The sequence below is a fragment of the Pinisolibacter sp. DMC19 genome (genome assembly GCF_056313985.1).
The window spans coordinates 160,174-181,325 of sequence record NZ_JBQUZF010000001.1 but is presented as its reverse complement, the minus strand read 5'-3'; the positions used below and the strand labels follow the sequence as shown (position 1 = coordinate 181,325).

Sequence of the window (21,152 nt, the reverse complement as noted above, 5' to 3'; positions counted from 1 at the left end):
CGGAGGCACCGCCGGGTGGGCATTTGCAGAGCCGGATGGGCCGGGAAAGCCCTCGCACGACGGCTTGACCGCCGCCGCGCCCTCCCCTTATGGTCCGCCCGCGCTGGGGGCCGGTAGCTCAGTGGTAGAGCACGTGACTTTTAATCATGTGGTCGCGGGTTCGATCCCCGCCCGGCTCACCAATGCCCTTCGACCGTGATCTTCGACGATGTTCGGGACGGATCTCGCCCGAGCGCGGTCGGACCTCACCGCATCTCGACCAGCTCCACCCGCCGGTTCTCGGTGTGGCCGGCGACGTCCTCGGCCGATGCCGCGTCGATGGCGAGTGCCGCGAGGCCGAAGAAGGCGGCGGTGACGAGCAGGAAGCGGACGATCACGGGATTCATGGGAGCCCTCCGAAGCGCGAGACCCGGTGCCGGCGGCGCCCCTCGCCGCCCGTATGCTCGTCGGTCGCGCCGCGACGGCGATCGGTTCAACGGCTTCGGTGTTTTTCCGGCGACATCGGGCCTGTGGACCGCAACCCCGAATGTGGGCTAGACACGGGGCCACGAAAGCCGGGACACCGCCGATGCATCGCCTCCTCAGCAATCTCGCCGCAAAGCGCGTCCTCCTCGTCGGCGACGCCATGCTCGATCGCTACATGGAAGGCCCCGTCGGGCGGATCTCGCCGGAGGCGCCGGTGCCGATCGTCAAGGTCGGCCGCGTCTTCGACCGGCCGGGTGGTGCCGCCAACGTGGCGCTGAACCTCGCCTCGCTCGGCGTCGCCGTCACCTTCGTCGCCCATGTCGGCAAGGACGCCGACGCGACCGCCCTGCGCGACCGGCTCGAGGAGGCCGGCGTCGTCACCCGTTTCGTCACGGCCGAGAACGCCCGTACCATCGTCAAGCTCAGGGTATTGTCGCAGCGCCACCAGCTGCTGCGGCTCGACTTCGAAGATTCCTTTGCCGACGAAGATCACGGGCCGCTGCTCGATGCCTATCGCGCGGCGCTCGCCGATCACGACCTCGTCGTGCTGTCGGACTACGGCAAGGGGACGCTGGAGAAGGTCGCCGATCTGATCGCGCTGGCGAAGGCTGCGAGCAAGCCGACGATCGTCGATCCGAAGGGCTCCGACTTCGCGCGTTATGCCGGGGCGACCGCCATCACGCCCAACGCCTCGGAATTCGCCACCGTCGCCGGTCGGGCCGCCGACGAGGCCGACTTCGGTACCCGCGGCTTCGCGCTTCGCGAGCAGCTCGGGCTCGCCCATCTCCTCGTCACCCGCGGCGAGCGCGGCATGACGCTCTTCTCCGAGGGCGGCTTCCGCCTCGATATCCCGACGGTGGCACGCGAGGTCTACGACGTCACAGGCGCCGGCGACACGGTGATCGCGACGCTGGCGGCGACCCATGCGGCGGGCGCCTCCTTCCCCGAGGCCGTGCGCCTCGCCAACCTCGCCGCCGGCATCGTCGTCGGCCGCATGGGCACGGCGGCGGTGACGCTGCACGAACTGGCGGAGGCTTCCGCGCCGATCGGCGCCGCCGACGACGTCGAGATCACGCTGCGCCGGATCGCAGAGGCCAAGGCGCGCGGCGAGCGCATCGTCATGACCAACGGCTGTTTCGACATTCTCCACGCCGGCCACGTCGACTATCTCATCCGCGCCAAGGCGCTCGGCCGTCGGCTGGTGGTGGCGCTGAATTCCGACGCCTCGGTGACGCGGCTCAAGGGCGAGAGCCGGCCGATCAACGGCTGGGCCGACCGCGCCGCGGTGCTGGCGGCGCTCGAGGCGGTCGACTGGGTGGTGCCCTTCGACGGTTCGATCGACGCCGAGGGCCGCCACTCCGATACGCCGCTCGACATCATCCGGGCGATCGGTCCGGACGTTCTGGTCAAGGGCGGCGACTACACGATCGAGACGATCGTCGGCGCCGAGGACGTGCTGGCGGCCGGCGGACGGGTCGAGGTGCTGCCCTTCCTCGAGGGCCGCTCGACCAGCTCGATCGTGGCGCGCGCCAAGGGCGACTGAGGGCGCAGCCGCATCGCCTCACCCAAGGAATCGAAAGGCCGGCGGATCGCTCCGCCGGCCTTCGTCGTATCTAGCCCGTCCGTCGCTCAGTAGAGCAGACGGCAGCGGATGGTGCCGTCGATGGCGCGCATCTCGGCCAGCACGTCGTCGGCGAAGTCGTCGGCGGCATCCGCCTCGATCACCACGTAACCGACGTCGCCCTCGGTCTGGAGGTACTCGGCCGCGATGTTGAGACCGCGGTTGGAGAACAGCGTGTTGAGGCGGTTCAGCATGCCCGGGCGGTTCTGGTGGACGTGCATGAAGCGCGTGCCGGCCGGACGGGCCGGCAGCTGGACCTGCGGGAAGTTGACCGCGCCGACGGTCGAGCCGATGTCCGACCAGTCGACCAGCTTGCGGGCGACTTCGGCACCGATGCGCTCCTGCGCCTCTTCGGTCGAACCGCCGATGTGCGGCGTCAGGATGACGTTCGGCAGGCCCTGGAGGGGGGAGACGAACTTCTCGGCGTTGCCCTTCGGTTCCTTGGGGAAGACGTCGACGGCGGCGCCGGCGAGGTGACCGTCCTTCAGAGCGGCCGCGAGCGCGTCGAGATCGACCACCTTGCCACGGGCGTTGTTGATCAGATACGCGCCCTTCTTCATGGCGCGGATTTCCTTCTCGCCGATCATCATGTGGGTCGACGCCGTGTCGGGCACGTGCAGCGACACGATGTCGGCCTGATCGAGCAGGATGTCGAGCGTGCCGGCGGGCTCGGCCATGCCGTGGCTGAGCTTGTCGGTGACGTCGTGATAGATCACGCGCATGCCCATGCTCTCGGCGAGGTTCGACAGCTGCGAACCGATGTTGCCGTAGCCGACGATGCCGAGCGTCTTGCCGCGCACCTCGAAGGAGCCGTTCGCCGACTTGTCCCAGCCGCCCTGATGGGCCGACACCGAGCGGTCGAAGATGCGGCGGAACAGCATCACGATCTCGCCGATCACCAGTTCGGCGACCGAGCGGGTGTTGGAGAAGGGCGCGTTGAAGACCGGGATGCCGCGCACGCGGGCGGCGGCGAGATCGACCTGATTGGTGCCGACCGAGAAACAGCCGACCGCGATCAGCTTGTCGGCCGCCTCGAACATCGCCTCGGTCATCTGCGTCCGCGAACGGATGCCGACCATGTGGACGCCCTGCAGCGCGTCCTTCAGCGCCTGACCTTCCAGCGCCGTCTTGAGATGGGTGACGTTGGTGTAGCCGGCCTTCTTCAGGAGGTCGACGGCGGTCTGGCTGATGCCCTCGAGGAGCAGGATCGAGATGCGCTCGCGCGGCATCGAGAGGCGTACGGTCATGACGTCACCCGGTTGGGGAAGGGAAAAGCCGGAATAGGCCGAACGGGTTTCCGGTTCAATGGCCGATTTGGACGAAATCCATGCGACGGGCGCGGACAAGGGGCCGCTCCGCGCCTTCACGCTGCGTCATCGAGCCTTCATTGACGACTGATTAACGGGAACGGTCATTCCGCTCGAGAGTAGGCCGACCATGTCCGCAGTTTCGCCGCGCAGCCGCCGCCTTCCGTTGCTCCTGATGTCCACCGCGCTCGTGGGGCTCTTCGCTTCGGCGGCCGGCGCGGCCGACTTCACCGTCGTGACCGGAACGACGGTGACCAGCACACAGACGCTCAACACGGCGGGCAACACCGGCACGGTCGACGGCACCCTGGCGGTCTCGTCCGGCAGCCAGGCGGTGACGCTCTCGGCGCCGAGCGGCACCGTGACGCTCAACAACAACGGCGTGATCTCGCAGGCGGGCAGCGGCCGCGCCATTCGCTACAACGTCTCGGGCGGCACCGCGAAGGTGGTGATCAACAATGCGCTCGGCGCCCTGATCTGGTCGACCGCCGACGACGTGGTGAAGGTCTCGTCCGCGGCGACCTACGCAATCGACAACCAGGGCACCATCTGGGCCAAGGGCTCCGGCACCGGTTCGGGCCAGGCGCTCGACCTGCGCGACGTCGCGACCAGCGGCAACTCGATCGTCAACGGGTCCTCCACCAACACGGCCGCGATCATCCGCGCCGACGGCGACGACGCATTGCGACCGGGTGCCAACACCACGATCACCAACTGGGGGACGATCGCGTCCTACGGTCGGGTCAACACCAAGTGCCCGGACTATCTCGGCACGGCGGCCTGCGCGAGTTCCAAGAGTGCGCACGACGGCATCGACCTCGGCGGCAACACCGGCGTCTCGATCGACAACTACGGCACGATCACCGGTCCGCGTCATGGCATCACCGCCGATACCGACGTCACCGTCCACAACTACGCGAGCGGCACGATCACCGGCCGGAACGGCTCCGGCGTCGGCTCGGACGGCACCGGCACGGTCTACAACTGGGGCACCATCGAGGGCACCTATGCCGGCGCCGGAAACGTCTACGAACAGACGAGTACGCCCGGCACGACGTCCTCCAACGGCGACGGCGACGGTGTCGACATCGACTATCTCGCCACGATCGAGAACCACGGCACCATCAAGGGCACCGGCGCGGGCGGCGTCGATTCGACCGGGCGGGCGAACCTCTCCGAAGGCATCTCGATCGGCGGCGGCACCGTCCACAACTATGCCGGCGCGACGATCTCGGGCTACGGCCGCGGCATCACGGTGACGGGCAACGACACGCTCAATCCCGATCTCTCGCAGGGGCCGACGCTGCTCGCGCCCTATGCCGTGACCATCGTCAACGAGGGCACGATCGAGGGTCTGGCGCTCGCGGCCGACGGCACGACGCCCGGCGCCGGCGGCGCGGCGATCCGCATCTATTCCGATCTGAACAACGCCATCACCAACTCCGGCACGATCTCGGGTGCCGGGTCGGAGGCGGCGATCTGGATCCTCGGCACCGGCGCCAACACCGTCACCAACTCCGGCACGATCACGGCGACGGGTACCGGCAAGGCCATCCTCTTCGGCTCGGGCAACGATCAACTGAACATCCGCTCCGGTTCGGTGATCACCGGCGTGGTCGACGGCGGCGACGGCACCGACACGGTCGATCTCGCCGGTACCGGCACCGCGGCCGCGCCGGGCGTCTTCGCCGGCGCCGTGAACTTCGAGGCGATGACCGTCTCGGCCGGCGTGTGGTCGCTCGCCGGCACGTCGCAGGCCTATGCGAACGGGATCTCGGTCGCCTCGGGCGCGACGCTGGAGGCGGCGGGCACGATCGCTTCGGCGGTGACCGTCCTTTCGGGCGGCACGCTCGCCGGCACCGGACACGTCGGCTCGCTCGCGCTCTCCGGCCGGCTGGCGCCGGGGTCCGTCGCCGGGTCGACCGGCACGTTGACGGTCGACGGCAATGCCACCATCGCCGCCGGCTCGACCGTGGCGATCGACGCGGACGCCGCGGGCGCGGCCGACAGGCTCGCCGTCGGCGGCACGCTGACGCTGCAGGGCGGTACGGTGCAGGTGACCGCGGCGGCGGGGTCCTATGCGCCGGCGACCGCCTATACGATCGCCACCGCGACGAGCGTGGTGGGCACCTTCGCGCAGGTCTCGACCGATCTCGCGTTCCTCACCCCCACCCTCTCCTATTCGGCGACCGACGTGACGTTGACGCTGACGCGCAACGCGACGCTGATCCGGTCGATCGGCCAGAGCGACAATCAACGCGCGGCGGGCGCGGCGATCGACGCGATGCCGACCTCGAGCCCGCTCTACATGGCCCTCGCCACCCAGACGGCATCTGGCGCGCGCAGCGCGCTCGCCAACCTGACGACGGGGTCCGCCACCGGGTCGAGCGCGCCGTCGATGACCACCGGTTCGGCCTTCTCCGGCCTGATGGGTCAGGCGGGAACGGGGGGTGGCGACGGCGGTCTCCAGGTCACGGTCGGCTCGACGGGCGGTGCGCTCGGCTACGCCGACGACGGCCGTGCGGCGAAGAAGCCGCGCATCGAGATCGCGGCGCCGGCCGAACGGGTCTGGCGCCTGTGGGGCCAGGGCTTCGGCGCGGCCGCCGATCGCTTCGCCGATGCGGGCGTCGGCACGGCGGCCTCGTCCTCGCGCGGCGGCGGCATGGCGATCGGCCTCGATCACCGCTTCGGCGGCATCGTCGTCGGCCTCGCCCTCGGCACGTCGCGCACGCTCTGGAGCGTCGCCGGCAGCGATGCCGCCGGCTCGATCGACGGCGTCCACGTCGGCCCCTACGCCTCCGTCGATCTCGGCGCCTTCCGCCTCGGCGGCTCGCTCGCCTGGTCGGGGTTCTCGGCGCGCGAACATCGGACCATCACCGTCGGCGGCACCAGCGAACGCGTCGTCTCCGACCACCATGACGACGAATGGCGCCTGCGGCTGGAGATCGATCGCACCTTCGCGCTCTTGCCCGAGACCCGCGTCACGCCCTTCGCGGCGATCGAGCCGGCGGTGCTGCGGCGTGGCGGCTCGACCGAACGGCTCGAGGCCGGCGGCGCCTCGACGCTGGGTCTGACGACGCTGTCGAGCACGACGCACTCCATGCCGCTCTTCGTCGGCCTGCGCGGCGAACATCGCTTCGTCCTGCCGGAAGGACGATCCGTCACGCCGTCGCTCGGCCTCGCCTGGGTGCACGAGTTCTCGCCCGACCGCAGCGGTACGGCGACCTTCGTCGCCGCGCCGTCCTCGGCCTTCGCCATCGAAGGCGCGCGTGCGGCCTCGGATTCGCTGCGGATCGATGCCGGTCTGAAGACCCGGATCACCGACGCCGTCGCCTTCGACGTCCAGGCGGCGAGCGAACTGTCGGATCGCGGCCGGTCGTTCTCCGGTCGCGGCACGCTGCGCGTCGCCTGGTGAGGCGGCCTGCCGGCGAAGGGTCGTGCCTCGTCAGGAGGCGCGGCGCGCCGTCAGGTGATGCAGCACGATGCCGGAGGTGGTGGCGACGTTGAGACTGTCGACGCCCACCGCCATCGGGATCGACACCCCCCGCGCCCGGGCGATCACGTCCGCCGGAAGACCCGGGCCCTCCGTGCCGAGCAGGATCGCCGTCCGGCCCCGCGGCTGCACGTCGATCAGCCGTTCGGTCGCCGAAGGTGTCAGCGCCAGGGTCTCGAAGCCGTGGGCGGCGGCGAGCGCCACCGGGTCGCGGCCGGCCTCGAGGCGTGCGTGCGGCACGCTCAGCACGTGGCCGACCGAGACGCGCAGCGCCTTGCGATAGAACGGGTCGCAGCAGGTGGTGTCGATCAGCACCGCATGGGCGCCGAAGGCGGCGGCGTTGCGGAAGAGACCGCCGATGTTGTCGTGATTGGCGATGCCCATGGCGATCACCACGACCGCATCGTCGGGCGCACGCGCCAACAGCGCCTCGGGGCTCACGGCCTCGCCCTTCATGCCGATCGCCAGGATGCCGCGGTGGAGCGGGAAACCGGCGATCGCGTCGAGCACGGCACGCGGCGCGGTCATCACCGGCACGTCGTCGTCGAGCTCGGCGAGGAGGCCGCCGAGGCTTTCGACGCGGCGCTCGTCGATCAGCAGCGACTGCGGCCGATGGCGCCGCGCGCGGACGAGGACGGTGAGGACGACCTCACCCTCGGCGACGAACAGCCCCTGTCGGCCGACGAGATCGCGCTCGCGCACGTCGCGATAGGCGGCGACGGCGGGATCGTCGGGCGAGGTGACGGGAACGAAGCGGGGCACGGCGGGGGTCTCGGGTGGGCGTCGCCGGTTCGCCTAGCACGAACGCGGGCGGTCGGCCACGGGCGATCGGCGGCGCGGGGAGGCTCCCCTCCCCGGCTGCCGCCTTCGCACCGCCCGCCGTCGTCAGAACGCGACGCGGACCGAGGCTCGGACCTGCTGGTTCTGCACCGCCTCGGCATTGGCGGTCAGCAGATACTCGAGATCGATCGAGATCCCGTCGAGCGTCATCATGCGGAGCGAGACGCCGCCGGTCAGGCTGTCGCGAACCGCCGGCGTGCCGGTGATGGCGTAGCCGGCGCCGCCGAGGTCGGCATAGCCGAGGCGCTGGGTGAAGCCACCCTCGAAGGCGTGGCGGTATTCCAGCCGCAGGCCGGGCGTCACGGTACCCCATTCGACCGGGATCGTGTAGTTCGCGCGCAGGCCGGCGACGCCGCTGACCGTCGTCGTCTCCAGCCGATCGTAGGCGAGCGCCCAGATCGCCGAGCCGGTCTCGCTGTAGGCGTCGAGGAACACCTTCACCACGTCGACCCGGCCATAGGACGAGAGCTTCAACGCGCCCCACTTTTCGGCGAAGGTCAGGCCGACCGAGCCGAAGATCTCGTGGCCGTCGCGCCGGCCGTCGAGCATGACGGAACCGGCCGGCGACCAGCGCCGCGTGTCGAAGCGCAGCGTGCCGTAGCCGCCGGTCACGTCGAGGAAGGCCTTGGGCGCCAGTTTCCAACTGCCGTAGAGCGTCGCCGTCCAGGCGGTTCCGTCCGAGCGGCTGCCGTCCGAGCCGAAGGTGGTGCGGTCCTGACCGTAGCCGAGCGCCAGACCGACCTTCAGCCCGTCCATGACGCGGCCGTCGATGCCGACCGTCAGGCCCGCCGTGGTGAAGTGGTTGTCGTAGGACCCGTCGATCTTCAGCCGACCGAAGTCGATCGAGCCCGCCGTCCACAGGCGGAAGGGCAGATCGGCCTTCTTCTGCATCACGGCGAAGGCCTGGGTGATCTTCTGGATGGCGCGGCCGGCGTCGTTCATCGACGCACGGTCGCGGCTGTCCTCGGGGGCGAAGGCGCGGACGGTGCCGTCGGCATCGATCACCGGACGGGGATCGGAGGCCGCCATGCGCAGCGTGCCGCCCGACGAGCGACCGCCGAGCTCGACCGTCGCCGTACCGCCGTTGCCGCGCGCCGCCGCGGTTCGGCCGCCGGAGGGGGTGGCGGAACCGCCTGCGCCCTGACCGGACGAGCCGTTGCCGCCCGGTCCCGCCGACCCGTCGTTGCCGCCGGTGTCGTCCTCCTCGTCGTGGATCTCCTCGAGGCGGCGGACGGTGTTGTCGATCTGGGTCTGAGCGAAGCGGGTGGCCGTCGTCACCTGCGAGGTGACGATGCCGCGCACCGTCGGATCGGCGGACGGATCGGGCCGCGACGACACCGTGACGGTGGTCGCCGACGAGGTGACTGCGAGGTTGTTGGCGTCGCCCGCGTAGGCGGCGGTGATGGAATGCGGTCCGATCGTCAGCGACGAGACCGTGGTGCTGGCCGAGCCGCCGGAGAGGGCGACGGTGGCGAGCGTCGTCGCGCCGTCCTTGAAGGTGACCGACCCGGTCGGCGAGACGCCGCCCGAGAGCGTCGCCGTCAGTGTCACCGGCGCGCCGAACGCCGGCGCGGCGTTGGACGAAGAGACCGTGATGGTCGGTGCGCCCTTGTTGACGGTGATGGTCACCGTCGCCGGCGCCGACGTGCCACCGAGATTGGTCGCGGTGTACTGGAAGGAATCCGCGCCGGTGTAGCCCGCCGTCGGCGTGTAGGTGATCGACGTGCCGGAAACCGAGGTCGAGCCGTGCGCCGGCGCGGTCGAGACGGCGACGCTGGTCGCGGAGCCGCCGGAGAGGGCGAGCGTGATCGGGTTGTTGCTCGAGTTGGGTTCGACCGTCGCCGAGACGGCGCCGGCGACCGGCGCCGCGACATAGGTGAAGCGGTCGCCCGCCCCGGTCGCCGAGGTGCCGCCGAGCGTCGTCACCGTCACGTCGACGGTGCCGGCCGAGCCCGCCGGAGCGGTCGCGGTGATCGACGTCGCCGAGGTCACCGAGAAGCTCGTTGCGTCCGTCGTGCCGAACTTCACCGCCGAAGCGGCGAGCAGGTCGGTGCCGGTGATGGTGACGACCGTGCCGCCACTCGTCGGACCCGAGGTCGGCGCGATCGACGTCACGGCGGGCGTCGTCGCCTGTACCGCGAAGCTGCGCGTCACCCGCGTCGCCGCGAGCCAGGCGCCGTTGCCGGCCTGATCGGCGTCGATGGTGCAGGTGCCGAGCGTGACGAAGGTCAGCGTTCCGCCCGAGGTGACGGTGCAGACGCCGGTCGTCGACGAGGAGAAGGCGACCGTCAGGCCGGAACTCGCCGTCGCCGACAGCGTCGGCGAGGTGCCGAAGGTCTGGGCGCCCGGATTGGCGAAGGTGATGGTCTGCACCCCCTTCGGCGTCACGCTGTTGGAGGCCGCCGACGCCGCGCCGGTGCCAGCCGTGTTGGTCGCCGTCACGGTGAACGTATAGGCCGTGCCGTTGGTGAGCCCGGTCACGGAGATCGGCGAGGTCGTCCCCGTTCCGGTGAAACCGCCGGGCGACGAGGTGACGGTGTAGCCGGAGATCGTCGCGCCACCGTTCGAGGACGGCGCCGTGAAGGTCACGCTCGCCTGGGCATCACCGGCGGTCGCCGTGCCGATGGTCGGGGCACCGGGCGCGACGGCATTGACCGCGAAGCTGCGGCTCACCCGCGTCGCCGCGAGCCACGCGCCGTTGCCGGCCTGATCGGCGTCGATGGTGCAGGTGCCGGCAGTGACGAAGGTCAGCGTCCCGCCGCTCGTGATGGTGCAGACGCTCGTCGTCGACGAGCCGAAGGTCACCGTCAGACCGGAGCTCGCGGTCGCCGAGAGCGTCGGCGTCGTGCCGAAGGTCTGCGCGCCGGGATCGACGAAGGTGATGGTCTGCGACGCCTTCGGCGTGACGCTGTTGGACGCGCCCGAGGCCGCACCCGTGCCGACCGTGTTGGTCGCGGTGACGGTGAAGGTGTAGGCGGTGCCGTTGGTGAGCCCGGTCACGGTGATCGGCGAGGTCGTGCCCGTCCCGGTGAAACCGCCGGGCGACGAGGTGACGGTGTAGCCGGTGATGCTCGCCCCGCCGTTCGACGTCGGCGCCGTGAAGGTGACGCTGGCCTGGGTGTCGCCGGCGGTCGCCGTGCCGATGGTCGGTGCGCCCGGTGCGACGGCATTGACGGCGAAGCTCTGCGTCACCCGCGTCGCCGCGGTGAAGGCGGCATTGCCGGCCTGATCGGCGTTGATGGTGCAGGTCCCGGTCGCGACGAAGGTCAGCGTGCCGCCGGACGTGATGGTGCAGACGCTCGTGGTCGAGGACGTGAAGGCGACCGTCAGCCCGGAGCTGGCGCTTGCCGAGAGCGTCGGCGCTGTGCCGAAGGACTGGGCGCCTGGATTGGCGAAGGTGATCGTCTGCGTCGCCGTCGGCGTCACACTGTTCGAAGCGGCGGAGGCCGCACCCGTGCCGGCCGTGTTGGTCGCGGTGACCGTGAACGTATAGGCCGTGCCGTTGGTCAGGCCCGTCACCGTGATCGGCGAAGTCGTGCCCGTCCCGGTGAAGCCGCCGGGCGAAGACGTGACGGTGTAGCCGGAGATCGTCGCGCCGCCGTTCGAGGCCGGCGCCGTGAAGGTGACGCTCGCCTGGGTGTTGCCCGCCGTCGCCGTACCGATGGTCGGGGCGCCCGGCGCGACGGCATTGACCGCGAAGCTGCGCGTCACCCGCGTCGCCGCGAGCCAGGCGCCGTTGCCGGCCTGATCGGCGTCGATGGTGCAGGTGCCGGCGGTGACGAACGTCAGCGCGCCACCGCTCGTGATGGTGCAGACGCCGGTCGTCGACGAGGAGAAGGCGACCGTCAGGCCGGAACTCGCCGTTGCCGAGAGCGTCGGCGAGGTGCCGAAGGTCTGGGCGCCCGGATTGGCGAAGGTGATGGTCTGCGCGCCCTTCGGCGTCACGCTGTTGGAGGCCGCCGACGCCGCGCCGGTGCCGGCCGTGTTGGTGGCCGTCACGGTGAACGTATAGGCCGTGCCGTTGGTGAGCCCGGTCACGGAGATCGGCGAGGTCGTCCCCGTTCCGGTGAAACCGCCGGGCGACGACGTGACGGTATAGCCGGAGATCGTCGCGCCACCGTTCGAGGACGGCGCGGTGAAGGTCACGCTCGCCTGGGCATCGCCGGCGGTCGCCGTGCCGATGGTCGGGGCACCGGGCGCGACGGCATTGACCGCGAAGCTGCGGCTCACCCGCGTCGCCGCGAGCCACGCGCCGTCGCCGGCCTGATCGGCGTCGATGGTGCAGGTCCCGGTCGTCACGAAGGTCAGCGTGCCGCCGCTCGTGATGGTGCAGACGCTCGTCGTCGACGAGGAGAAGGCGACCGTCAGGCCGGAGCTCGCGGTGGCCGAGAGCGTCGGCGTCGTGCCGAAGGTCTGGCTGCCGGGATCGGCGAAGGTGATGGTCTGCGCCGCCTTCGGCGTCACGCTGTTCGAGGCCGAGGACGCCGGCCCCGTCCCCGCCGTGTTGGTCGCGGTGACGGTGAAGGTGTAGGCGGTACCGTTCGTCAGTCCGGTCACGGAGATCGGCGAGGCCGTCCCCGTCCCGGTGAAGCCGCCGGGCGACGAGGTGACGGTGTAGCCGGAGATCGTCGCACCACCGTTCGAGGACGGCGCCGTGAAGGTGACGCTGGCCTGGGTGTCGCCGGCGGTCGCCGTGCCGATGGTCGGTGCGCCCGGTGCGACCGCGTTGACCGCGAAGCTCTGCGTCACCCGCGTCGCCGCGGCATAGGCGGCGTCGCCGGCCTGATCGGCGTCGATGGTGCAGGTTCCCGTCGTCACGAAGGTCAGCGCGCCGCCGCTCGTGATGGTGCAGACGCCGGTCGTCGACGAGCCGAAGCTCACCGTCAGGCCGGAACTCGCGGTGGCGGTCAGGGTCGGCGTGGTACCGAAGTTCTGGGCGCCGGGATTGGCGAAGGTGATGGTCTGCGTCGCCTTGGCGACCGACAGGGTCAGCGTGCCGCTGGTCTGCGAGAAGCCGCCGGTGCCGGTCGACGAATCCGTGACCTGAAGCGTGAAGTTGAAACTGCCGCCGGCGGTCGGCGTGCCGGAGAGCGCGCAGTTCGAGCCGATCGAGACGCCGCCGGGCAAGGCGCCGGAAGCGACCGAGGTGGCGCAGGTGTAGGGCGACTTGCCGCCGGTCGTCGCGATCGAATAGCCCGACAGCGCCGTGGCGGCGGTGGCACCGGAACCGGAGAGCGAGATTGAGAGCGTCGGATTGCCGACCGTGACGGTCACGGTGGCGGTGGCCGAATCGCCCGAGGCGTTGTGGGCGCGGATCTGGAACGTGTCCGAACCACGAAAGCCGACGACCGGCGTGTAGGAGACCACGCCCGCCGACGTCACCGACAGCGAGGCCCCGTTGGTCGAGGTGCCGGTGGTCGAGGTGCCCGACGAGCCGAGGTAGTAGGCGGTCGGCGCGTTGGTCGGCGAACCGAGCGCCACCATGTCGATCGACGTCGCCGAGGCCGAGCCGGTGTTGTAGGCGATCGTCGTCGAATAGGTCAGCGACGTCGAGGAGAAGGAGGGCGTCGCGAGCGGCAGATTCGACATCGAGATCGTGTCGAGCGTGTCGGTGATCGCGTAATAGTTACCCGTCGAGTTGTAGTAGGCACACGGGCTTCCCGCCTGGAACCATGTCTCCGGGCAGCTCTGCGATGCGTAGTAGAGGCTGACCGAGTCGGATGCCGACGTGCCGAGTTGCGTGAGCTTGAAGGTGTAGGACGAAAACGTGTTGTAGCCGTCGTTCGAGACCGGCGTGACGAGGAACTTGGCACCGTTCGGACCGGTGAGCGTCGCCGAGGTCGGCGTGCTGCCGGGCGAAGAGACTACCGGCAGGCCGGTCTGGCTGTCGAAGCCGTTGGTCGTGTAGAGGCCGGCCCGGAGCCCTTCGGAGCAGGACGAGACGTCGAGCGTCACCGTGTCGTTCAACACCTTGCCCGTGAAGTCGAGCGTGTTGCTGCAGGCCGCCGAGGCGGTGCCTCCGGATAAGACCTGTAGAATCAGACCGAGCACCGCGACCGCGACGCAACGTCCGAGCAGCCTCGCCCAGCCGCCGATCACGGGTGCGCGTCCGAGCGCACCGGAGCCTCGCGATCGCGTTCGTGCCGCGCGGCCGAAATTCGACGAACCAACGAACATGGATCCCCACCCTGCCCCATGAGACGCGCGCGATCTGCCGAAGACCGATCCGGCGCGTCGAGTGCGAGTAATGCACGAGTGTCTCGTCGGCACAACCGGACGAAATATTTTTTCAATATAGTCGGAAACATTCCGCGCCGTCCTCGCATACATCCCGTGCGTCATGGAGTCCAATCGAAACAATGATGTGCCGCATTGCGTCATGTGCGACGCCGGTAGACTCTGGTCGACACGGAAGATAGCGATATCGTCGTGCTGCGTTGCAATCATGATACAGGTCTATGCGAGGCTCTTCCGCGTCTACCTGTCATGACGAGAGTCGATGTCCCGTCAAGCAGCGTCACAATACAATGACGCTACGACAGACTTCTGTGACGCGCTGGACAGTTCGCCGGACCTATGGTTTGTTCGAAATGCCAAACAACCGGGAGTTTATAAGCATGGATACCTATCTGGGAACCATCATGCCGGTCGGCTTCGCTTTCGCTCCCAAGGGCTGGGCACTGTGCAACGGCCAGCTGCTGTCGATCGCGCAGAATCAGGCGCTGTTCTCGCTTCTCGGTACGAACTTCGGCGGCGACGGGCGCTCGACCTTCGGTCTGCCCGACCTGCGCGGGCGGACGCCGGTCGGCCTCTCGCAGTCTCAGCCGGGCCTTTCGTCGGGAACCGAGACGGTGACGCTGACGGCGAACCAGCTGCCGGCGCACACCCACTACGTCACCGCCACGACGGTGGCCGGATCCGGTCGCGGGACGTCCGCCGCCGGCAAGATCTTCGGGACCAACGGCGATGCCGCTGCGACGCTGTTCGCCCAGCCGTCGAACCAGGTCGCCCTGTCGCAGAGCAACGTCGGCCCGAATGGCGGCAACGCTCCCCACGAGAACATGCAGCCGTATCTCGTCGTGAACTACATCATTGCGCTTTCCGGCATCTTCCCCAGCCGCGGCTGAAGGATCGATCGGCCTGCGACGTTTCTCCGGCAACGAGGGATCGAGACATGGAACCCTATATCGGCACGATCATGCTCTTCGCCTTTCCCCGCATTCCCACCGGCTGGGCCGCCTGCGACGGATCGCTGCTGCAGATCTCGGAATACGAGGCGCTCTACGCGCTGATCGGCACCACCTACGGCGGCGACGGCGTCACCGACTTCGCCGTGCCCGACCTCAGGGGGCGCGTTCCGATCCATCAGGGGACCGGTCCCGGCCTCACGACGCGCGTGATCGGCCAGAACGGCGGCCACGAGATGGTGACGCTCGTCACCACGACGATGGCCGCCCACGGCCACCCGCTCACGGCGGCATCGACCACGCCGCCGGTCGGCGGCACCGCGACGCCCGATCCTTCCGTCGGCTTCGGGACCGGTGTCGGGCTGCTGCCCTACACGTCGTCGATCGCCGGGGCGACGCCGGAGGTCATGGCCTCCACGACGATCGGCGCCAGCGCCGGCGGACTGCCGCACGACAACATGATGCCGACTCTGATCGGCAACTACTGCATCGCGCTCTACGGGATCTATCCGTCGCAAGGGTGATTCCGCCGACCGTCCAAGATCGTCGAACGCGCTCCGGGAGGACCCCATGGACACCTTCTTCATCGGCACGATCATGCCGTTCCCGTACAATTTCGTCCCCTCCGGCGGGTGGATGGCCTGTAACGGCCAGCTGCTGCCGATCCAGCAGTACACCCCTCTGTTCGCGCTGATCGGCACGACCTACGGCGGCAACGGGCAGACCAACTTCGCGCTGCCCAACATCAACGGCACGACGGTCCGGGTGGTCGCCGGACAGGGCCAGGGACCGGGGCTCTCCGACTACACGATCGGCGAGAGCTTCGGTTTGGACGCCGTCACCCTGCTGTCGACCGAGATCCCTCCCCATTCCCATCCGATGACGGTCTACCGCGGCACCACCAACGCGGCGACGCCGACCGCCGGTGCGACGCTGGTCGACCCCGGCATGACCGGCTTCCTGCCGCAGGGCACCACGCCTGCGACCGTGCTGAACCCGTTGACGGTCGGCAACGGAGTGTCGAGCCAGTCGCATCCCAACGACCAGCCGACGCTGCAGTTGACGTACTGCATCGCCACTGCGGGCATCTACCCGAGCTTCCAGTGAGGCATGGACCGTCGACGCGGGTTCGCCCTGCGTCGACGGGACCCCGGGGAGGAACACCGATGCCGACGCGTTCCGCCGTCGAGGACGGCGACGCCCGCGCCGATCGTCCGGCGATCGCCCTGCGCTCGGTCGAGCCCTGTGACGCGGATTTCCTGCGCGCGCTCTTCGTCACCGATCGCCGCGCGCTCTTCGCCGCCGCCGCCCTTCCCGAGCCGATGCTGGCGATCCTGCTCGATCAGCAGTACCGCGCTCACGAGGCGGGCTCGGCGCAGGAGTTTCCCGATGCCGAACGCTCGGTGATCCTCGCCGACGGCGAAGCCGTCGGCCGTCTCGTGACCGCGCCCGATCGCCGCGCGAGCGGACGGACGCTGCGGATCGTCGACATCGTGGTCGCTCCGACCGCCCGCGGCCGTGGCATCGGCACGGCGGTTCTCGACGAGACGATCCGGTCGGCACGGGAGGCGGGATGGACCGCCCTGTCGCTGATGGTCGCCCACACCAATGCTCACGCCGCCCGCCTCTATCGGCGCCTCGGCTTTCGCCCGCTGGGCGAAGACGCCATCGGCACGACGATGGCACTGGCGCTGGACCCGGCGTGAGGCACCGATCGCGGTGTGGACGCCGATTGGTCTCGCGCGACGACAGCGCGCGAACACGGCACCGACGATCGGCGAAGCGTCTGGTCTTCAATGACGAGGGATTTTGTGGCGCGCCCTACGGGAGTCGAACCCGTCTTTGCAACGTGAAAGGCTGCCGTCCTAACCGATAGACGAAGGGCGCTCACGGGGCGGGTTCTTATAGTGCTTCGCGGTTACGGGCAAGCCCCTACCCGCCTCGGACGCAATGGCTTCGCCGAATTGTGGAAATCTCGCCGGCCGGCGCGTGTCTCCGCGCGCCGTCAGCCCTCGTTCGGGGCGTCCGGGATGCCGGGGATCTGCGGCAGGAAGGCGCCGCCGCGCACCCGCACGAAGTCGATCAGCGCCCGCGTCGCCGGCATCGCCTTCTTGCGCGCCAGCCGCACCACGTACCAGCGTCGCCACAAGGGCAGGCCGACGACGTCGAGCACCACGAGGCGATGGTCCTCGACTTCGGCCGCCACGGTGTGGGCGGAGATGAAGGTCAGGCCCAGGCCGGCGATCACCGCCTGCTTGATCGTCTCGTTGGAACCGATCTCCATGCCGATCTTCGGGTGGATGCCCGATCGCACCAGGAAGTGCTCCATCAGGGTGCGGGTGCCGGAGCCCGGTTCGCGCACCAGGAAGGTGCGGTCGGCGAAGCGGGCGGGGTCGATTCGGCGTTCGCGCGCCAGCGGGTCGGTCGGGGCGGCGACGACCACGTGGGGATGGGCGCCGATCAGCGCGCTCTCGACCGGCGCCTCCTCGGGCGGTCGTCCCATGATCGTCAGGTCGAGATCGCCCGCCTCGAACCGCGACACGATGTCCGACCGGTTGCCGACCACCAGCTCCAGCTCGACGCGGGGGTGCTCGCGGGCGAAGGCCGCCAGCAGCATCGGCGCGAAGTATTTCGCGGTCGACACCACGCCCACCGTGACGCGTCCGCCGTCGGGGGTGCGCAGCGCCTCGACGCTCGATCGCGCGTCGTCGAGGATCTTCTCCAAACGCCTTGACGCATCGAGGATTTCCCGCCCCGCAGCGGTCGGCGTCAGGCCCTGCGCGTCTCGCTCGAAGAGGGGGAGACCGACCTCCTCCTCGAGCAGTTTCATCTGCGCCGTGACCGCCGGCGGGGTCACGTGGGTGGCCTGTGCGGCGGCGGCGAAGGAGCGTCCTTCGACCGCGGCACGGAACATTCGGAGCTGCTTCAGGGTGACGTTTCGCATGGACTTCAGATTATCTGAATCTGGACGAAAAGAAATACGAATTTGCTTAATTCGAACGACGGCGCAGCATCCCTCCAACCAAGACGAGGGAACGCCCATGACCGTGATGGACAAGCCTGCCGCCGCCGCTCCGATGGATGCCAAGAAGCGCTACGGCGCGGGCGTGATGAAGTATGCCCAGATGGGCTACTGGGACGGCGACTACGAACCCAAGGACACCGACGTCCTCGCCCTCTTCCGGATCACGCCGCAGGACGGCGTCGATCCGATCGAGGCGGCCGCGGCGGTCGCCGGCGAGAGCTCGACCGCGACCTGGACGGTCGTGTGGACCGATCGCCTGACCGCCTGCGACAGCTATCGCGCCAAGGCCTACAAGGTCGAGCCGGTGCCGGGGCAGCCGGGCCAGTGGTTCTGCTGGGTCGCCTACGACATCATCCTGTTCGAGGAAGGCTCGATCGCCAACCTGACGGCGTCGATCATCGGCAACGTCTTCTCGTTCAAGCCGCTGAAGGCCGCCCGTCTCGAGGACATGCGCTTCCCGCCGGCCTACGTGAAGACCTTCCGCGGCCCGCCGACCGGCATCGTCGTCGAGCGCGAGCGCCTCGACAAGTTCGGCCGGCCGCTGCTCGGCGCGACGATCAAGCCGAAGCTCGGGCTCTCGGGCAAGAACTACGGCCGCGTCGTCTACGAGGGCCTCGCCGGCGGTCTCGACTTCACCAAGGACGACGAGAACATCAACTCGCAGCCCTTCATGCACTGGCGTGACCGCTTCCTCTACGGCCAGGAGGCAGTGATGAAGGCGACCGCCGCCACCGGCGAGATCAAGGGCCACTATCTCAACATCACCGCCGGCACGATGGAGGAGATGTACCGTCGCGCCGAGATGGCGAAGGAGATCGGCTCCTGCATCGTCATGATCGATCTCGTGATCGGCTGGACGGCGATCCAGTCGATGGCCGAGTGGTGCCGCGCCAACGACATGATCCTGCACATGCATCGCGCCGGTCACGGCACCTACACCCGGCAGAAGAACCATGGCGTGTCGTTCCGCGTCATCGCCAAGTGGCTGCGCCTGGCCGGTGTCGACCACCTGCATGCCGGCACCGCGGTCGGCAAGCTCGAGGGCGATCCGATGACCGTGCAGGGCTACTACAACGTCTGCCGCGAGGCGAAGAACGCCGTCGACTATCAGCGCGGCATCTTCTTCGAACAGGACTGGTGCGACCTGCGCAAGGTCATGCCGGTGGCCTCGGGCGGCATCCACGCCGGTCAGATGCACCAGCTGCTGCATCTCTTCGGCGACGACGTGGTGATGCAGTTCGGCGGCGGCACCATCGGTCACCCGATGGGCATCCAGGCCGGCGCCATCGCCAACCGCGTCGCCATGGAGACCATGGTTCTCGCCCGCAACGAGGGTCGCGACATCATGGCGGAAGGCCCGGAGATCCTGCGCGACGCCGCCAAGTGGTGCAAGCCGCTCGAGGCCGCGCTCGCGACCTGGGGCTCCGTCACCTTCGACTACGCCTCGACCGACACGTCCGACTTCGTTCCGACGGCGGCGGCGAGCTGAGCCTCCCTTCGGCCCGCCGCGCGGGAGGCGGCCGGTCCACCCTGAAACCGGCCGCCTCCCCCTTCTCATCCAGACCCGGAGTAGCCTCCATGCGACTGACCCAAGGCGCCTTCTCGTTCCTGCCCGACCTCACCGACGCGCAGATCTCCGCCCAGATCGAACATGCCCTGAACCAGGGCTGGGCGGTGAGCATCGAGGTCACCGACGACCCCCATCCCCGCAACACCTATTGGGACATGTGGGGCATGCCGATGTTCGACCTGCGCGACGCCGCCGGCGTGATGACCGAGGTGCGCGCGGCCCGCGAAGCCAACCCGGAGGCCTACGTGCGCATCAACGCCTTCGACAGCACGCGCGGTTGGGAGACGATCCGTCTCTCCTTCATCGTGCACCGGCCGTCGAAGGAACCCGGCTTCGTCCTCGACCGCATCGAGGAAGCCGGCCGCATCCAGCGTTACGCCGTGCGTCGTCGCTCGGCGGCGTGAGACCGCAGGCGGTTCGTTTCGATCGAGGCGGTCGCCCCGCCAGCCCTTCTCCCCTTGCGGGAGAAGGTGCCCCGCAGGGGCGGATGAGGGGTTCGTCCTCCCCACCCGCTCCTCATTCGAGATGAGAATGCCGCTGCGCGGCGCCCCCTCATCCGGCCTTCGGCCACCTTCTCCCACGAGGGGAGAAGGGTCGGCCTTCGGCCGAGCGACCGACGATCGACGCAGAAGAGGTCCGATCATGAACGCTCCGCTCATCCCAGACCCTGCGGCCGCGACCCCGGATCGGCTGGATCTCGCCGCCCTGTGGCGCGAGACCGAGATCGGGCCTCTGCTCGCCGAGCTCGACCGCGACCTGATCGGCCTCAAGCCGGTCAAGGACCGCATCCGCGAGATCGCCGCCCACCTGCTCGTCACCAAGGCGCGCAAGATCATGGGGCTCGAGACCTCGCCGCCGACGCTGCACATGGCCTTCACCGGCAATCCCGGTACCGGCAAGACCACCGTCGCGCTCCGGATGGCCTCGATCCTCCACCGCCTCGGCTATGTCCGGAAGGGCCATCTCGTCTCGGTGACGCGCGACGATCTGGTCGGCCAGTACATCGGCCACACCGCGCCCAAGACCAAGGAGGTCCTGAAGCGCGCCATGGGCGGCGTCCTCTTCATCGACGAGGCCTATTACCTCTATCGGCCGGAGAACGAGAAGGACTACGGTCAGGAGGCGATCGAGATCCTGCTGCAGGTGATGGAGAACCAGCGCGACGACCTCGTCGTGATCCTCGCCGGCTACGCCGACCGGATGCAGACCTTCTTTTCGGCAAACCCGGGCTTCCGCTCGCGCATTGCCCATCACGTCGACTTCCCCGACTATCGCGACGACGAACTGTTGCGCATCGCCGACGTGATCGCCGAAAAGGAGGGCTACCGGTTCGACGAGGGAGCCCGCGCCGCGCTCGCCGACTATGTCGTGGCACGCCGCACCCAACCCGATTTCGCCAATGCCCGGTCGATCCGCAACGCCTTCGACCGTGCCCGCCTGCGACAGGCCATCCGCCTCTTCGAAGAGGGGCGCGAGGTCGACGTGGCGGACCTGTCCACCATCACCGAGGCGGAGATCCGGTCCAGCCGGGTGCTCTCCAGGAACATCGATCCCTGAGCGCTTCCTCGATCGTCGGTTCGCATAGACCGAAAAAGGCACGAGCGGCGATCATCGTTCAGGGACAACAGGAAACACCGAGAGGTT

At 69.2% G+C, this 21,152-nt stretch carries 14 protein-coding genes and 2 tRNA genes; 10 read left to right on the top strand and 6 right to left on the bottom strand.

Features of this window, described 5'->3' with window-relative positions; translation table 11 throughout:
- Positions 1 to 107: 107 nt before the first annotated feature.
- Positions 108 to 182 (top strand) — tRNA-Lys (locus tag ACT53U_RS00790).
- Positions 183 to 245: 63 nt separating this feature from the next.
- Here the strand turns inward: ACT53U_RS00790 and ACT53U_RS00785 are convergent.
- Complete coding sequence (locus ACT53U_RS00785) at positions 246 to 386, bottom strand: hypothetical protein (protein WP_476151949.1); 141 nt, start codon at positions 384 to 386, stop codon at positions 246 to 248.
- A gap of 182 nt (positions 387 to 568) precedes the next feature.
- Here ACT53U_RS00785 and hldE point away from each other — a divergent pair, with 182 nt between their 5' ends.
- Positions 569 to 2,008: a bifunctional D-glycero-beta-D-manno-heptose-7-phosphate kinase/D-glycero-beta-D-manno-heptose 1-phosphate adenylyltransferase HldE gene (gene hldE, locus ACT53U_RS00780; RefSeq protein WP_476151948.1), complete on the top strand. Its 1,440-nt coding sequence runs from the start codon at positions 569 to 571 to the stop codon at positions 2,006 to 2,008.
- A gap of 86 nt (positions 2,009 to 2,094) precedes the next feature.
- Here hldE and serA read toward each other — a convergent pair whose 3' ends face one another.
- Positions 2,095 to 3,333 (bottom strand): phosphoglycerate dehydrogenase, encoded by a 1,239-nt coding sequence (gene serA, locus ACT53U_RS00775; RefSeq protein ID WP_476151946.1) that lies wholly within the window; start codon positions 3,331 to 3,333, stop codon positions 2,095 to 2,097.
- Positions 3,334 to 3,568: 235 nt separating this feature from the next.
- Here serA and ACT53U_RS00770 point away from each other — a divergent pair, with 235 nt between their 5' ends.
- Entirely contained in the window at positions 3,569 to 6,808 is a 3,240-nt protein-coding gene (locus ACT53U_RS00770; protein ID WP_476151945.1) for an autotransporter outer membrane beta-barrel domain-containing protein, read from the top strand.
- Between the two features lie 30 nt (positions 6,809 to 6,838).
- On the opposite strand, the gene ACT53U_RS00765 is transcribed toward ACT53U_RS00770, so the two are convergent.
- On the bottom strand, positions 6,839 to 7,648 hold the full coding sequence (locus ACT53U_RS00765) for a TrmH family RNA methyltransferase (RefSeq protein WP_476151943.1): 810 nt from the start codon (positions 7,646 to 7,648) through the stop codon (positions 6,839 to 6,841).
- Positions 7,649 to 7,771: 123 nt separating this feature from the next.
- The gene (locus ACT53U_RS00760; RefSeq protein ID WP_476151941.1) at positions 7,772 to 13,825 is read right to left on the bottom strand and encodes a fibronectin type III domain-containing protein; all 6,054 of its coding nucleotides are present in this window, start codon (positions 13,823 to 13,825) and stop codon (positions 7,772 to 7,774) included.
- A gap of 518 nt (positions 13,826 to 14,343) precedes the next feature.
- On the opposite strand from ACT53U_RS00760, the gene ACT53U_RS00755 reads away from it, so the two are divergent.
- The 4 genes from ACT53U_RS00755 to ACT53U_RS00740 are packed head-to-tail and all read left to right on the top strand — an operon-like array spanning position 14,344 to position 16,619.
- On the top strand, positions 14,344 to 14,853 hold the full coding sequence (locus ACT53U_RS00755) for a phage tail protein (protein WP_476151939.1): 510 nt from the start codon (positions 14,344 to 14,346) through the stop codon (positions 14,851 to 14,853).
- A 47-nt stretch (positions 14,854 to 14,900) separates the two neighbouring features.
- Positions 14,901 to 15,437, top strand: coding sequence for a phage tail protein (locus ACT53U_RS00750; RefSeq protein WP_476151938.1), 537 nt, complete (start codon positions 14,901 to 14,903; stop codon positions 15,435 to 15,437).
- 46 nt (positions 15,438 to 15,483) lie between these two features.
- On the top strand, positions 15,484 to 16,020 hold the full coding sequence (locus tag ACT53U_RS00745; protein ID WP_476151936.1) for a phage tail protein: 537 nt from the start codon (positions 15,484 to 15,486) through the stop codon (positions 16,018 to 16,020).
- Between the two features lie 59 nt (positions 16,021 to 16,079).
- Complete coding sequence (locus tag ACT53U_RS00740) at positions 16,080 to 16,619, top strand: GNAT family N-acetyltransferase (protein WP_476151934.1); 540 nt, start codon at positions 16,080 to 16,082, stop codon at positions 16,617 to 16,619.
- Positions 16,620 to 16,725: 106 nt separating this feature from the next.
- Here the strand turns inward: ACT53U_RS00740 and ACT53U_RS00735 are convergent.
- Positions 16,726 to 16,800: transfer RNA gene (locus tag ACT53U_RS00735), tRNA-Glu, on the bottom strand.
- Positions 16,801 to 16,918: 118 nt separating this feature from the next.
- A complete protein-coding gene (locus ACT53U_RS00730; RefSeq protein WP_476151932.1) occupies positions 16,919 to 17,857 on the bottom strand; it encodes a LysR family transcriptional regulator in 939 nt (312 codons plus the stop codon).
- Positions 17,858 to 17,954: 97 nt separating this feature from the next.
- Between ACT53U_RS00730 and ACT53U_RS00725 the strand changes: the two genes are divergently transcribed.
- From ACT53U_RS00725 to cbbX, 3 genes are all read left to right on the top strand, one after another.
- Positions 17,955 to 19,427, top strand: coding sequence for a form I ribulose bisphosphate carboxylase large subunit (locus ACT53U_RS00725; protein WP_476151930.1), 1,473 nt, complete (start codon positions 17,955 to 17,957; stop codon positions 19,425 to 19,427).
- 89 nt (positions 19,428 to 19,516) lie between these two features.
- Positions 19,517 to 19,912, top strand: a complete 396-nt coding sequence (locus ACT53U_RS00720) for a ribulose bisphosphate carboxylase small subunit (protein ID WP_476136907.1) — start codon at positions 19,517 to 19,519, stop codon at positions 19,910 to 19,912.
- A gap of 238 nt (positions 19,913 to 20,150) precedes the next feature.
- Positions 20,151 to 21,065 (top strand): CbbX protein, encoded by a 915-nt coding sequence (cbbX, locus tag ACT53U_RS00715; RefSeq protein WP_476151928.1) that lies wholly within the window; start codon positions 20,151 to 20,153, stop codon positions 21,063 to 21,065.
- The last annotated feature ends 87 nt before the right edge of the window (positions 21,066 to 21,152 follow it).

Bases quoted from the DNA above. Each gene is read 5' to 3' on its own strand.
- ACT53U_RS00785 (WP_476151949.1), bottom strand. From the start codon at position 386: ATGAATCCCGTGATCGTCCGCTTCCTGCTCGTCACCGCCGCCTTCTTC.
- hldE (WP_476151948.1), top strand. From the start codon at position 569: ATGCATCGCCTCCTCAGCAATCTCGCCGCAAAGCGCGTCCTCCTCGTC.
- serA (WP_476151946.1), bottom strand. From the start codon at position 3,333: ATGACCGTACGCCTCTCGATGCCGCGCGAGCGCATCTCGATCCTGCTC.
- ACT53U_RS00770 (WP_476151945.1), top strand. From the start codon at position 3,569: ATGTCCACCGCGCTCGTGGGGCTCTTCGCTTCGGCGGCCGGCGCGGCC.
- ACT53U_RS00755 (WP_476151939.1), top strand. From the start codon at position 14,344: ATGGATACCTATCTGGGAACCATCATGCCGGTCGGCTTCGCTTTCGCT.
- ACT53U_RS00750 (WP_476151938.1), top strand. From the start codon at position 14,901: ATGGAACCCTATATCGGCACGATCATGCTCTTCGCCTTTCCCCGCATT.
- ACT53U_RS00745 (WP_476151936.1), top strand. From the start codon at position 15,484: ATGGACACCTTCTTCATCGGCACGATCATGCCGTTCCCGTACAATTTC.
- ACT53U_RS00740 (WP_476151934.1), top strand. From the start codon at position 16,080: ATGCCGACGCGTTCCGCCGTCGAGGACGGCGACGCCCGCGCCGATCGT.
- ACT53U_RS00730 (WP_476151932.1), bottom strand. From the start codon at position 17,857: ATGCGAAACGTCACCCTGAAGCAGCTCCGAATGTTCCGTGCCGCGGTC.
- ACT53U_RS00725 (WP_476151930.1), top strand. From the start codon at position 17,955: ATGACCGTGATGGACAAGCCTGCCGCCGCCGCTCCGATGGATGCCAAG.
- ACT53U_RS00720 (WP_476136907.1), top strand. From the start codon at position 19,517: ATGCGACTGACCCAAGGCGCCTTCTCGTTCCTGCCCGACCTCACCGAC.
- cbbX (WP_476151928.1), top strand. From the start codon at position 20,151: ATGAACGCTCCGCTCATCCCAGACCCTGCGGCCGCGACCCCGGATCGG.